Below are 14,275 nucleotides of genomic sequence, written 5' to 3' on the forward strand. Positions count from 1 at the left end.
GCGATCTCAGGGAGAAGTCCATGCCTCGCGCGGTAAGATTTGACAAATATGGCGACGTCGATGTCCTGCGCGTCGTGGAAGTCGACCGGCCGGTCCCGGGTCCCGATCAGGTTCTCGTCCGCGTCAAGGCTGCAGGCATCAATCCGGGTGAGGCTGGCATTCGCGAGGGCGCCATGGCCGAGCGGTGGCCCGCAACATTTCCGTCAGGCCAAGGCAGCGACCTTGCCGGCGTCGTCGAGGAGGTCGGCAACGCCGTCAAGAGCGTCACGGTCGGCGAAGAGATCATCGGGTTCACCAATAATCGAGCCAGCCAGGCCGAACTGGTCGTCGTGGATGCCGGCAATCTCACCCCTCGCCCCGCGCATGTCTCATGGGAGCAGGCGGGGGCCCTGTTCGTCGCGGGCACGACCGCCTATGCGACCGTGCACGCCGTTTCGCTGAAGGCGGGCGACACCGTGGTGGTCTCCGGCGCCGCGGGCGGCGTGGGCTCGATTGCCGTTCAACTGGCCAGGATCGCCGGCGCCAAGGTGCTGGGTCTTGCCGGTGCAGAGAACCATGCCTGGCTCGCCAAGCATGGCGTGATCCCCGTCGCGTATGGCGACGGCGTCGCGGACCGCATTCGCGCCGCGTCCGGCGGCAAGGTCGATGCCTTCATCGATACGTTCGGCGGCGGCTATGTCGAGCTGGCGCTCCAGCTCGGCGTCGCGCCCGACCGGATCGATACGATCATCGATTTCGCGGCCGCCGCCAAGTACAAGGTCAAGACGGATGGCAACGGCACGGCGGCGAGGGCCGAAGTGCTCGCCGAACTCGCCGGCCTGATCGACACCGGCCGCCTCGAGATCCCGATCGCCAAGATCTATCGCCTGGATGATGTGCGCGAGGCCTATCGCGATCTCGCGCGGCGTCACACGCATGGCAAGATCGTGCTCGTGCCCTGACGATTTCACGTCCGTGACGGCATGGACAGGAGCGACAACGACATGGTTGACCCGCCGATGTCCAAACGAAACTACGATGGCGGCCTTGCCCGACCCGGCCTGAGAAACAGGCGGGTGATGCGTGGATCGGCTGCTTGCAGCTTACCGGTCAGTTCGTCAGCCGCTTCTTCAAGACCCGGGCCTGACAGATCGTCCTGAAAATCCAGCGTCACGGCCATGAGGATTTCTTCCGGCCCCAGATGCATGGTGAGAATCTCGCAAACCGAATAGACGCGTGGGTCGGCTTCAAAGAGCGCGCGTGCCGCATCTATCGTCGACGGCAATGCGGCCTCGCCAGTCAAAAGACTGTGTGTTTCGGCGATGACAACACCCGCAAGCGCAATCAGGAGCATTCCGATCGCCAGGGCTGCCGCTCCGTCGGCCGGCGGCCAGTGGAACCAGGCCGATCCGATAACACCAAGAAAGGCCAGGATCAGCCCAAGGATCGACGCGGCGCCTTCAGCCAACACCTCGAACACGCCCGGATCGGGACTGAGATGTACGCGCTGCAGAAACGACACCGAGGGAAAGCGCTTGCGCGAGGCATTGGAGCGTCCTTTCTCGGACTGCCGCACGCTGACGACAAGCGATACGATCTCCAAGACAGCGCAAACTCCAAGGACCAAAATGGTCAGCGGGACGTGATCGACCGACGTCGGGTGCCGAAGCTTTTCCACGCCTTCATATATCGCCGCGACGCCGCCGGCCGCGAAGATCATGAGCGCGACCACAAAGGTCCAAAAATAGGCCTCGAGGCCGTAGCCGAAGGGATGCCGGGCATCCGGCGGCCGGGCGCCGCGACTCATGCCGAACAGCAACAGACCTTGATTCAGCGTATCGATGGCGGAATGGATCGACTCCACCAACATGGAAGAGCTGCCGCTGAAAAAGAACGCCAGCAGCTTCGCCAAGCCAACCGCGACATTGCCGGCCAGCGCGGAGTAGATCGAGATTTTCGAAGGGGTGGCCATTAGAACTGTTCCCGGACGGACGGTCCATAACGCATGGCCTTAGCAACTTTCCAATAGCGACGCACAGTTAGAGACCATCCGGCCATCCGCGCGTTACGATAGTAGACCATGGCGGCGGAGGCGGTCCGCAACTGCTTCAGGCTCTGATCCTCTCTGATAGCAGTTCTGAAAGAACCGATTTGCCGTGCCCGTGGGCGAATGTGATCCGTCTTGCTCAGTCCTCTCTGCCCCCATTGGCCTAACATCCAGCAGGAGCCGGACCTCATCCGTGCACCGAATTGGCGTGGTCTTCGCTTTCGCGCGCGATGTGAAGCCCAGGCCGTTCTCGTGAAGGACATCGACCATGACTGACGCGACCCCGAAATGGGACGAAGAGGCCGACGTCATTGTTATCGGCTATGGCTTTGCCGGTGCCACGGCGGCAATCACGGCCCATGACGCCGGAGCCAAAGTCCTGCTGCTGGAAAAAGCTCCCGAAAAGCACAAGGGTGGAAATAGCCGCGTGTCCGCCAATCTCGTGTTTTGGCCGGACGATATCGCGAAGGCCAAAGCCTATTTCAGGGCGATGGCCGGGCCTTACATGGACAATTTGCCGGAAGAAATGCTGCAAGTCTGGGCCGAGGAAATGTATGCCAATCGAGCGTGGTTGGAGAACCTCGGCATGAAGACGGCCGAGATCCCATACATTGAGTTCCCCGAGTTCGAAGGCTCCGATTGCGTGCATGTGCTGATGAACGGCGAAGGGCCGATGGGCGGCGAACGCCTGTGGCACGTGGTCGAAACGGCGGTTTCCAAACGTCCGATCCGCGTTCTTTATGAAACGCCGGCAGTCGGCCTGGTAAAGAAGGGAGGGGCGATCGCCGGGGTTCTCGCTGAAAGTCGAGGCAAGCGCATTGCCATCAAGGCCAATCGGGCCGTGGTGCTCACCTGCGGCGGCTTCGAGAACAACCCGGTCATGGTCCGCACTTATGTAGACGGGTTGCCGAACATCTACCCCCACGGGACGCCTTACAATACCGGTGACGGCATCCGCATGGGGATCGAGGTCGGCGCCGATCTCTGGCACATGAACAATATTTCCGGTCCGTTGCTGTCCTTCAAGGCGCCCGAGATTCCGGTGGCCCAGTGGCTCAATCTTCCGCACGGCAGAAGCTATATCTTCGTGGCCGGCGACGGCACGCGCTTTACGATGGAGGGTGATCCCTGTGTCACCGGCGATCTCCACGGCAAGGTCAAGCGGCACGGCGCCTGGGCACAGCAGGTGCTGCCAGTCCCGATTCACATGATCTTCGATGAAACCTATCGCAAGTCCGGCCATATCGGTCGCGCAACGGCGGATTGGGATGTCGTCCATGGCAATCGCTACGATTGGAGCGACGACAACCTCCGCGAGGTGGAGAAGGGCTGGATAAAGAAGGCCGACACGGTTCGAGAGTTGGCAGCCCTGATCAACATACCCGCCGCTGCGCTGGACGCGACCGTGGCTCGCTTCAACAGTTTCGCGGTGGATGGCAAAGATGCCGAATGGGGCCGGGCGGCCGCCACCATGGCGGCGGTGAATACGCCACCGTTTTACGCCATGGAATTGACGCCGGCCTTCGTGAACACCCAAGGCGGCCCGCGCCGGAACAAGGAGGCGCAGATCGTTGGCGTCGACGGCGCACCCATAGGTCGGCTCTACTCGGCGGGCGAGCTTGGTTCGATCTATCCTTTTCTCTATCAGGGCGGCGGCAATATCGGTGAATGCTTCGCGTTTGGTCGCATAGCCGGCAGAAATGCCGCGAAGGAAGAGCCGTTGAAGGCTATGGCAAAAGCCTATGCCGAGGCCTGAGGCCAATCGCTCTCTCAGGCGATGCGTGCGGACTGTTCGCCCGTCTGCACAGCCATGAGCGACGTCTTGGACTGCCTTGTGATCGGCGGTGGGCCTGCGGGCCTTACCGCAGCGATCTACCTGGGGCGATTTCGGCGCCGCGTGCTGGTGATGGACAAGGGCTGGAGCCGCGCGGAGTGGATCGCGAAAAGCCACAATCTGCCGGGCTTTCCGGATGGTATTGCGGGCTCCGCGTTGCTGGGAAACCTTCGGGCACAGGCCCGGCTCTATGGCGCGGTCTTGGAAGCAGGGGTCGTTGACGCCTTGCTGCGTGATGCCAATGGAATGTTCAGCGCGAAAACCGACACCGCGACCTTGGTCGCGCGCACGGTCATTCTCGCGACCGGCGTGATCGAGAACAAACCGCCCGTCGCACACGTGGCCGACGCCGTAAAGCGCGGACTCATCCGGACCTGCCCGATTTGCGATGGCTACGAAAGCATCGGCAAACACATAGCCGTATTGGGCGACGGCGAGCATGCCGCTGCGGAGGCTTTGTTTCTTCGCACCTATACCGACAGATTGTCTCTCCTTCTCATGGCGACCGAGACCGCGCCGCTTTCACAAGATACCCAGCGCGCATTGCAAGCGGCGGGTATCGGCGTGGCCCATGTGGTCATCGGCTCCGTCAGCATGGGCAATGATGGGGTGACGGTATTGAGCGTCGAGGATGCCAAGACCCACCGGTTTGACGCCATCTATTCCGCTTTCGGCACGACATCCCAGACGATGCTGGCGACGGGATTGGGCGCACGAATGGACAGTTCCAACCGGTTGTTCGTAGACGCGCACCAGGCAACCTCGGTCGATGGACTGTATGCGGCTGGAGATCTCGTGCGCGGCCTCAATCAAATCGTCGTCGCCGAGGGCGAAGCGGCGACCGCCGCTACCGCAGTCCACAACCGCCTGCCGAAAGTCTTCGCCTGACCATTGCCAATGAAGGCCTGGTTGGCCTCGGCTTCATCACGGCGGCAGATCGTGAAGTGGATCTCAATCTGTCTACCGTGTGCAACGGATGTGATGATCAAACAAAGCGGAGCCGTTTTTCTTTTGGGCGCCAGGACGGTTGAAGCGTTGCTACCTCGAACCATACGGTTGGAAATAGATGACCTCCAGTACATTCACCACAAAGGACGGCACCGTCCTCTATTACAAGGACTGGGGCACCGGCCCGGCCGTTGTCTTCAGCCACGGTTATCCGCTGTCGTCGGACGCCTGGGAAAACCAGATGATGTTCCTGTTGCAGCACGGCTATCGCGTGGTTGCTCACGACCGGCGCGGCTTCGGCCGTTCCAGCCAGCCAAGCCAGGGCTACGACTTCGACACATTTGCCGACGATCTGGCCGCCCTGGTCGAAACCCTCGATCTGGCGGCCGTTACCTTCATCGGCCATTCCATGGGTGGCGGCGAGGTGGCCCGCTATATCGGACGTCACGGAGAAAAGCGTGCGTCCAAGCTTGCATTCGTCGCTGCCGTTACGCCGTTCCTGCTGAAGACCACGACGAACCCCGACGGGGCGCCGATCGAAGTTTTCGACGGCATGCGCGCCGCCGTACGGGCGGATCGCTCGCAGTGGAACAAGGACGTATCGATGTCCTACTACAGCTATAACCGGGACGGCGCCAAGATGTCCCAGGGCGTGCGCGACGAATACTGGCGGCAAGGCATGACCACCGGAATCCTGGCGGCTTACCAGGCAATCGGGGCATTCTCGGAAACCGACTTCAGGGACGATTTGAAGAAGGTAACCGTGCCGACGTTGATCCTGCATGGCAGCGACGACCAGATCGCTCCCATCGAAATTTCCGGTAACTTGACGGCGAAGATCGTCAAGAACGCCAAGCTCGTGGTGTATGAGGGCGCGCCGCACGGCTTGCTCGCCACGCACAAGGACAAGGTGAATGCCGATCTGCTGGCCTTCCTGAAATCGTAGGAGGAGCAGGCAATGTCGCAAGCCACTATGCGCACTTCGATCGTTGAGGTCGTTCACGTCACGATCGCATGCGGACGGCCGTTTGAAGCTGTGCGCGATGCACTCATCAAAGACGTGCCGGCGCTCGATCCCCATCTCGTCGAACTATTGATAGGTGCGAATGCCGCAGAGATCGAGCAACGACGCGCCACCGGGCCGAAACTCTGGCTGTTCGAGACGCGCGATCATGGAGCGCTCGTTGCAGCGGAGGGACAGGCGAGGAAGGCGATCCAATTCGAGATCGGCAATCCGCTGACCGCCGAGCGCATGACGCGCCACCGCCTGGCCGCGGGTCTATACGCACCGCTGCGCATCGTTCTCTACGAAGACGAGCAGCGACGCGCGGTCTTCGAATACGATTTGCCGTCCTCCCTGTTCAACCAGTTTGGAAACGAGGAGGTGGCCAAAACGGGGTGCGAACTCGACGAGGAGTTGCAGCACGTGCTGATGGCGGCTGCGGGCTAGGGTTACCGACGCCGGCCCTGTCCGGAACACCTTCGCCCGGGCGAATGGCTCGCCCAGACCGCCGCCGGATCCACCGTCGGCCGCCTGGTGCTGCAGCTTGCGCGAAGCGAGGGATTTCGCACGCTTAACATGGTGCGGCGGTCTGCGCAGGTCGCAGAGATCGCGGAATTGGGCGGCGATCTGACCTTGTGCACGGAAGATGCGGATTGGCCGGCTCAGTTTGCGCACGCCGCCGAGAGCGGCCGGCTCGGAAAGGCGATCGATTGCGTCGGCGGCCGGGTCGGTGCCGTCGTGGCGCGAGGACTGCAGACCGGCGGCAGACTCCTGGTTTACGGCGCGCTCTCCTCGCACCGGCAGTCCGATCCGGCGGCCTTCGAGATGCCGATCTTTGTGCCACGGCTGATTTACGCGGCGTCCAGCGTGCAGGGATGGTTTTTGTTTCACTGGCTCGACGTCACGCCGATCGCGGAGACCTCCGCCGCCCTGCGTCGCGTCCTCGATCGTCTGGCAACCGGGCAGCTACAGCTGCCACCCGCGAAAATCTACCGAGCCAGTGAATTGTCGACCGCTCTTGCCCAGGCCGAAGCCTCCGATCGTGATGGAAAGCCGCTCATCGCCATGACGACCTTGGGTGGTTGAGCTCGAGCGGGAAACTTGCCAACGACCGCGCGGCTTGAACCGGCGCCAAGCAATGAAGCAACCGATCCGTCACAGGCGCGTACTCTCCTTGGGCGCTGTTGGGTTCTCCTTAGCCCAATCCAACCATGGCGATCCCAGAGGCCTCACAATGACAAATGCTCCGAGCATGCCGCTGCGCTATACGCCCTCCGTGGAAAAGCCGGACGCCGATGAACCGAAGGTTCTCGCCGAACTCATTGAGACTCTGCTCAAGATCAGCAAGACCACCTACGAGGACGGCGGACATGCGCTTCGTGCCGTCCATGCCAAGCCCCATGGTCTGCTCCGTGGTACTTTGACCGTGTCCGACGATCTGCCGGCCGTCCTGGCGCAGGGAGTATTCGCGAACCCTGGCCAGTACCCGTTGGCTATGCGCTTTTCCACGAGCCCAGGCGACATTTTGCCGGACAGCGTTTCGACGCCGCGGGGCCTTGCGCTGAAATTGGTCGGCGTGGAAGGCGAGCGCTTGCCCGGCTCCGAGGGCGACAATACGCAGGACTTTCTGTTGGTCACCGGCAAGGAGTTTCCGGTTGCGAATGCCAAGCAATTTTTGGGCAACCTCAAATTGCTGGCCGGCACTACAGATAAGGCGGAAGGCCTCAAAGTCGCGCTTTCCGCAGTCCTGCGCTTTACCGAATCGGCTGTCGAAGCGTTGGGTGGGGAAAGCGCCAAGCTGAAGTCGCTGGGTGGTTATCCCGAGACGCACATACTGGGGAAAGCTTCTTCAGTCAGGTGCCAATCCGTTATGGTAGTTATATCGCCAAAATCGGCGTCTTCCCGGTGGCGCCCGAACTGACGCGTCTTACCGACACGCCGCTGGACTTCAGTCACGATCACGACGCGCTTCGCACTGCCGTGCGGGATTTCTTCTCCAGGAACGGAGGCGCCTGGGATATCCGTGTGCAGCTTTGCACCAACCTGGAAGATATGCCCGTCGAGGACGCATCCAAGCCTTGGCCGGAGGACAAGAGTCCATATATCACCGTCGCCCGGATCGAAGTGCCCGTCCAGGAGGCCTATTCCGACGAGAGCTATCAGAAGATCGACACCGCCATGGCGTTCAGTCCGTGGCACGGGCTGGCAGTGCATCGGCCGCTCGGCTCCATTATGCGCGCGCGCAAAGAGACCTATGAGCAATCGGCAAAATTCCGTTTGTCCAAAAATGGATGCCCATTCCACGAACCCTCCAAGGCGGAGGCTGCGTAAGCTCACTATCTACATCGGGGTCAAGATGCCATGGGCATCTAAGATTTCGATCGAGCAAGGCGAAACAGCTCGGCCTGAAAGATGGCGTCGCGGCGTGCGTTGTGATCACCCCGTAGGTCACGCCTTACGAACACATCGGCAAGCTCTGGACAGAGTCCGAACGATTCACGTTCGATCTTCTCCATCAAATGCCGGGACTAAATACCTAGGCAGTATCCAGGAAATTGATGATTCAATCGCCTGTCGTTCCAGGCACCGGCGCCTTTATTCCGGCAAATCTTCTTTTGCCGGAAAGTATTTGCTTACAAGCAAGAGCATAGACTGAAAGCGCGGCCCTCTTCATCATGTTGGCGCGAAACATTTACTTGACATATTAGAAGTAGAAAGTTCCTTTTATTGTATTATCGCCTCTAAAATAATGGGGACGATGGCATGTCCGATATCAAAGTCCTGATTGTCGTCGACGGTATTTTTTCGCTTACAACCACGTATCCCATCGATCCGACCGTGCCTCCCTTTGGGCCCGAAAGCGATACGGATTATGGCCCGGACGCGTGGTTCACGCTGTCCCATTTGATCAACACCTTGCGCAATTGGCCGTCGCCGACGTTCACGGTCGACACCGCCAGCCGCGGATTCAATGCATCTCAGGACTTCGACGCCGGAATCGTCACCAATTCGATTCCCGATCCGGATGCCACTATAAAAGGGCCGGATCCGAGCAATCCGACGCCATTTCATTTTGACGATCCGGGCCTGAATCTCCTGGACTATGACGAGATCTGGTTGTTCGGTTTCGAAGGTTACGACGGCGGCACGCTCGCGGTCGGTCCGGTGTCGGGGACTTTGGAACCCGGCCGTCTTTCCGACGGTGAATTGACGAAGATCACCGAGTTCATGAACATGGGCGGAGGCGTGTTCGCCACCGGCGACCATTCCGGCCTGGGCGCGGCACTGTCCGGCTTCATTCCTCGGGTGCGCTACATGCGCAAATGGTTCGAGCAGGGGGATTCGAGCACAGGGCTTCCGCCCAATTGGGTCGCCAATTGGCCAGGTGGCGGCCCGGCACGCGTGGACACCCTGCAAAAAGGCGCGACGGATTCCGGCACGACTTTCTTCTTCGACGATCAGTCCGACGATATTCCGCAGCAGCTTACCGTATTGGTCTCCTCGCATCCGGCGATCCAGGGCGCGACGGGCCCCCTGACGGTCTATCCGGATCACATGCATGAAGGCGAGGTCATGGTGCCCGCGGGGGCTCAACTGACGCAGACATTCAATTCAGATGCCACGCTGTCGTTCGCGGGCGCGGGTTTCGTGGAATTCCCCACGGTCGGCGGCTACCAGGAACCCGTGATCATCCTGGCGCAAAGCACCGTGGGCACGCCCGGTCCCGGCGGAACGTTGATCGGCCATGTCACCGAGGTCCCGCAAGGCATGAATCTGGAAGACGTGGTCTGCGAAAACAAGAATTTCAGCGCCGATACATCTCCCTGCAACGTCAGAAGCGGGGCCAACGCCAACAATACGCTCGCGGCCTATGATGGGCACAACGTGAATGTCGGCCGGGTCGCGACGGACTCGTCCTTTCACCATTTCCTCGATCTGAATCTGCTGGGCGATCCGTGCAGCCTCGTCACCACGAAGCAGCAAGGGTTCAATGCCTCGCCGAGCGGCAAGGCCGTGCTCAAGGAGCTCGAGGCGTTCTATGCCAATCTCGCGACGTGGCTCGCCTGGACCGATCGCAAGTTCTATTTCGGCCTCGGAAAGAACAACTACGGGCGCGACGAGGTTTCCGATCAACTTTCCACCCCCATCGGGGACGCGTTCTACCTGTTTCTGGAGGGGTTCACTCCGAACGTGTTGGGAAATATCCTTCCCCAATTGTCGGGGGGCTTCACGACCGACATCCCCGGACTTCAGATCTCCCATCCTCCTACCATCACCTATGAGCTCGGCAATACCGGCACGAACGCCAACGTGAAGCAGCGCATCCGCTTTGAATATGCGATCACGTTCGACATGGCGTCCCTCAGCGCCTTCCCGGATCCGGGCGATCCGCCCAATCCTTTTACGCTCGATGCCAGCATCGCTATCGGAGATTATTTCCACCCGATCACGACGGGTGAGTTCTTCCTGCTGGGCGGCGCCGATCCCTATTTCACCAACATCAACGTGGCCGCGGACAATCACTTCTATCTCAGTCAGGATCTCCGGGTTTTCACGGTCACGCCGACGGGCGACAACCAGACGCCGATCGTCGATCCCCTGTCGCCGGTCCCGCCCGTGCCATTCCAATTCCAGACCGGCGGTCCGGCCACGCAGGACACGGGCGCGGCCTACACCTACATCCAGGAGCTGATCACCTGGCTCAACAAGACCTATGGCTATTTGAATACGGACCCGGGTTACACGCCGCCCGACACCAACATATCCGATCCTCTGGACACCGTGCTGCCGCAACAGACCGGGGCCCTGCTGGGCGATTCTTCGGCCACCCCGAAGACTGGATCGAATATCAATTACAACTTCGCCGTCGCGCGCGTCCGCCTGCAGGGCTCTTCCGGCCCGGCCGACCCCGCGCCGAACGTCAAAGTGTTCTTCCGGATGTTCACCACGCAGACGTTCGACACGGACTTCATCAACGCCACGGCCGCGGTCTCGAGCGCGGACCCCAATGTGACCTATCCTCCCGGCGGATCGAATCCTTCGAGCCCGCTGCCCGGGACCGACGGCAATGGCGCGATCAATGGCTGTTCGCTGCCCTTTTTCGCCACTGCCAATTTCAGCGACTCTCCCACCGACTATGCTGCGACGGGAGCGAACAATCAGACGATCACGATTCCCAACGGCCAAAATGCCTGGGCCTTCTACGGCTGCTTCCTCAACGTCAATGATGCGACGAATCAATATGGTGACGCGGCGAGTCCGTACGGCCGCCACCCCGTCCAATATTGGCTCGCGGGCAGCGCCCACAACTGCCTCGTCGCGCAGATCGCGTATGAATTCGCGCCGATCGAAAATGCCAACGGCGTGATCGAATACCCTGGCAACTCCGACAAGTTGGCGCAGCGCAATCTTCAGGTCACGACATCCGGCAACCCGGGATTCCCCACGACTCATCGCGTTCCCCAGACAATCGATGTCCGTCCGAGCCCGCCGCCGCAGTCCACCGACCGGCGCAGCATTCTGAGCTACCCCGACGAGATCATGATCGATTGGGGCACCACGCCGCGCGGCAGTGTGGCGAAGATCTATTGGCCGGAACTGAGCGCCGAGCGGGTCCTGGATCTCGCAAAACGGCTGTATCCCACCAACACCCTCTCGGCCGCCGATGCCAACACGATTCAGTGCGAGGTGGTGGGTCCGGTCACCTACATACCGATTCCTTTTGGCGCCGGAGGCAGCTTCGCGGGGTTGATGACGATCGACCTTCCAGCCTCGGTCCGGGAAGGCAATGAATTCAACGTGCTCGTGCGCCGCATCTCCACCAAGCAGGTCCGGACGAGAGAAAAGCGCGCCAACGATCGGCTGTTCCTGGCGGCATCCAGCATCGATACGGCCGAGCGCGAACCTATGGTCTGGCGTTACGTGTCGGGCGCTTTCCTTGCAAAGATTTCCGTGGAGCGCGAAAGCAGGATTGTTCCAGCGGACGAAAACTTGCTTGCGATACTGAAATGGCGACTCGGCCTGATCGGTTCCGGCAACCGCTGGTACAAGGTGCTGTTGCGTTACATCAGCTACCTCTCGGGCCGGATCAACGGAATGGGCGGCAACGCGTCCAAGATTCCACCGTCCCCGGGCGGGTATCAGCCTCCTTCCTTCCATCCCGGCAAGCCCGCGGGCGAGCATCGTTATACGGGAAAGATCATCGGCATCCGCTATGATCGTTTTGGAGACTTCGAAGGCTTCACGTTGCTGTCCGAGACCGGACGGGAGCACCGCTTCCGGGGCCGTGAGCCCGCGGTGGAGGAACTCGTACGCCGCGCTTGGATTGAAAGAAGTCTGATCGGCGTCATCGTCGAGCCGCCTGATCTCGATTGGCCGGCATCAATCGTTCTCGATCGGTGGAAATGAAATACGGATGGAGGTCGCCGGCTTCGTAGCTTGCGACGGGCCAGGCAAAATGGTCTCGTCCTTAGTGCTCACGTCACCATGCCCTCCCAATTGCCCCTGGGCCTTGCAGCAGCGCGACGCTCAGGTCACGACCCGCGAATGCGCCGTGCGCCGCGGAGATGTTTCATGACGCGTGCACTCGCATAAAAGTGCCGCAATGGCGATCTTGAGGCTCAAAAGCCAAGTCGCGAGCTTTGTGTCGATCCAGTACCGGATCGACCGGGCACGGCGGTTTGATGATCAGGCATGCTGACAAGGGGCGACTGCAGAGCGCTTGAATGCGATATCCAGAGGGCGCGTTTGCAATTGGTCTGCAGTGACAACAGATACGTCAGCGAGCCATGGGGATCATGTGAAAATGACGCATGACGAGGATCGGTATCGTCCCGATGCTTGTGTTTACCCGGTATGGATATCGCCCCTCGCACGTCTGTGCATTCCCGGAATCCAATGCTAGCGTCAAGGGGGATGGCTGGAAGGTAAAAAAAGGAAAGGTATCGGGAATGGCGAGGGCGATCGAAACATTGCCTTCTATGGTACTTGCCAACGGCAGGTCCGTCGCCGAAAACCTGGAACAGGCGGCGGAGAGCGGCGCGCTTGTGCGGAGAGCAGACGGCCGGCTCGAGCTGGCGGACTTCGTCAGTCATCCCGGTAAGCCATCCCGGCTGGATCCCTTCATCAAAGATGGCCCGCAAGGCACCTTCCCCCCATGTGCCTTCCTCAATCACTTCCTGTTTCGCCAGGCGTATGGGGAGACGGCTGTGCCGTTCGGGTGTCGTGACTGCTACAAGGTCAAGGTGGTGTCACGATCCATGCGGCAGTTGATGGCGGTCCGCGACATCGTCAAATCATTGCCCTGTGCGTCCAAGAGCGGTCCGGAAGTGGACAACCCGCAAAATTCCAGTCCCTATGGAACCTATCTGTATCTCACCGGGCTGGGTGTCGCGCAGGCCTATTACCGCAAGGTGCGCGAGAAAATCGATCAGCACTCGTCTTTAGGCCCCGATACCAAGATGCTCGTCAAGCGCGGTTGCAGCAACTACGAGCATAGATGTGGTCCGTCGGACAAATATACCTTTGATCCGCGGCTTGAGCCGCTCGAAGCGACGCTCGCCACTTGGTTCGTGGCGCCCGTCCTGCGGTTCACAAGAGAAATCCGCAACGCACTTGCGTTGGCGCAGATGACGAGGACGGCCTATCGCATCGGTGACGAGACGTACAAGGATTTCAATGGCGGCCGCGATCTTGTGCAGCCCACGGTGAACTACGCGCCCGGCCCCGAGGTTGAATGATTGCGGCGTGAAATCGTGACAGGAGCATCGAGACCGTCGTGGAGCCGATGAGCGCAACTGCCGGCGATCGTGGCCGCGGCGGCTTTCTGCCGATGCTCGTCAAGCCGGACTGGCTGGGCCCCGAGGCGGCGGACGCGCTGTTGCGCTACGCAATTGAGCGGGAGATGTGCTACGAGCCCGCCGCCGTGCTCCATGAAGGTGCGGTCCGCGTCGATGCCAATCTTCGCAGCGCGCTGAAATTGCCGAGCCTCGGCCCTTTCGAGGCATTGCTGAGATCCCGCGCTCTGGATATCAAGAGCGAACTCCAGCAGGCATTCGGGATGAACCCGTTCGAGGCCACGCAGGTGGAGATTGAAATGGTGTCGCACGGGGACGGCGCGCATTTCCGTCGGCATGTCGATACCTTCCTCGGCCCAGTTCGACAGCGAAGGCCGCGCATACTGACCCTGGTTCTCTATCTGAACCGTCGGCCGGCCGGCTTTACGGGCGGGGCCCTGCGGATGTACGCGGTGGGCACTTCTCAAACCAGGGACATCCTTCCCGACCACAACCTCATGGTCGCCTTCCCTTCGATTGCACCCCATTCGGTCGAGCCCATTCTTTGCCGTGATGGGGCTTTCGCGGACCGCCGCTTCGCGGTCAATATGTGGATCCATGGCTGACGTGACTTCAAACTGACAAGACCGGGCCGAGCGGACGCGGCAAAGACGTTACGGAGATTGAGA

At 60.7% G+C, this 14,275-nt stretch carries 12 protein-coding genes; 11 read left to right on the plus strand and 1 reads right to left on the minus strand.

The genetic code is table 11. The annotated features are described in order from the left end of the window. The first annotated feature begins 20 nt into the window (after positions 1 to 20). Entirely contained in the window at positions 21 to 941 is a 921-nt protein-coding gene (locus tag WDM91_20185; GenBank protein MEI9996924.1) for an NADP-dependent oxidoreductase, read from the plus strand. Between the two features lie 71 nt (positions 942 to 1,012). Here WDM91_20185 and WDM91_20190 read toward each other — a convergent pair whose 3' ends face one another. Continuing rightward, the gene (locus WDM91_20190) at positions 1,013 to 1,951 is read right to left on the minus strand and encodes a cation diffusion facilitator family transporter (protein ID MEI9996925.1); all 939 of its coding nucleotides are present in this window, start codon (positions 1,949 to 1,951) and stop codon (positions 1,013 to 1,015) included. Positions 1,952 to 2,294: 343 nt separating this feature from the next. Here WDM91_20190 and WDM91_20195 point away from each other — a divergent pair, with 343 nt between their 5' ends. From WDM91_20195 to WDM91_20240, 10 genes are all read left to right on the plus strand, one after another. After that, on the plus strand, positions 2,295 to 3,782 hold the full coding sequence (locus tag WDM91_20195; GenBank protein MEI9996926.1) for an FAD-dependent oxidoreductase: 1,488 nt from the start codon (positions 2,295 to 2,297) through the stop codon (positions 3,780 to 3,782). Positions 3,783 to 3,836: 54 nt separating this feature from the next. Beyond that, positions 3,837 to 4,748 carry an NAD(P)/FAD-dependent oxidoreductase gene (locus tag WDM91_20200; protein MEI9996927.1) on the plus strand — a complete coding sequence of 304 codons (912 nt, stop codon included), beginning with the start codon at positions 3,837 to 3,839 and terminating at the stop codon, positions 4,746 to 4,748. Positions 4,749 to 4,926: 178 nt separating this feature from the next. Continuing rightward, entirely contained in the window at positions 4,927 to 5,754 is an 828-nt protein-coding gene (locus WDM91_20205) for an alpha/beta hydrolase (GenBank protein MEI9996928.1), read from the plus strand. A 12-nt stretch (positions 5,755 to 5,766) separates the two neighbouring features. After that, positions 5,767 to 6,258 carry a DUF302 domain-containing protein gene (locus tag WDM91_20210; protein ID MEI9996929.1) on the plus strand — a complete coding sequence of 164 codons (492 nt, stop codon included), beginning with the start codon at positions 5,767 to 5,769 and terminating at the stop codon, positions 6,256 to 6,258. An 87-nt stretch (positions 6,259 to 6,345) separates the two neighbouring features. Then, positions 6,346 to 6,897 carry a zinc-binding dehydrogenase gene (locus WDM91_20215; protein ID MEI9996930.1) on the plus strand — a complete coding sequence of 184 codons (552 nt, stop codon included), beginning with the start codon at positions 6,346 to 6,348 and terminating at the stop codon, positions 6,895 to 6,897. A gap of 166 nt (positions 6,898 to 7,063) precedes the next feature. After that, entirely contained in the window at positions 7,064 to 7,732 is a 669-nt protein-coding gene (locus WDM91_20220; protein ID MEI9996931.1) for a hypothetical protein, read from the plus strand. Further along, the gene (locus WDM91_20225) at positions 7,717 to 8,142 is read left to right on the plus strand and encodes a hypothetical protein (protein ID MEI9996932.1); all 426 of its coding nucleotides are present in this window, start codon (positions 7,717 to 7,719) and stop codon (positions 8,140 to 8,142) included. Before WDM91_20220 ends, WDM91_20225 begins: the two co-directional genes overlap by 16 nt. Before the next feature lie 432 nt (positions 8,143 to 8,574). Next, complete coding sequence (locus WDM91_20230) at positions 8,575 to 12,219, plus strand: hypothetical protein (GenBank protein MEI9996933.1); 3,645 nt, start codon at positions 8,575 to 8,577, stop codon at positions 12,217 to 12,219. Positions 12,220 to 12,623: 404 nt separating this feature from the next. Next, positions 12,624 to 13,550: a hypothetical protein gene (locus WDM91_20235; GenBank protein MEI9996934.1), complete on the plus strand. Its 927-nt coding sequence runs from the start codon at positions 12,624 to 12,626 to the stop codon at positions 13,548 to 13,550. Between the two features lie 47 nt (positions 13,551 to 13,597). Beyond that, positions 13,598 to 14,212 (plus strand): 2OG-Fe(II) oxygenase, encoded by a 615-nt coding sequence (locus tag WDM91_20240; protein MEI9996935.1) that lies wholly within the window; start codon positions 13,598 to 13,600, stop codon positions 14,210 to 14,212. The last annotated feature ends 63 nt before the right edge of the window (positions 14,213 to 14,275 follow it).

Origin of the sequence: Rhizomicrobium sp. (genome assembly GCA_037200385.1) — a bacterium.
GTDB lineage: Bacteria > Pseudomonadota > Alphaproteobacteria > Micropepsales > Micropepsaceae > Rhizomicrobium.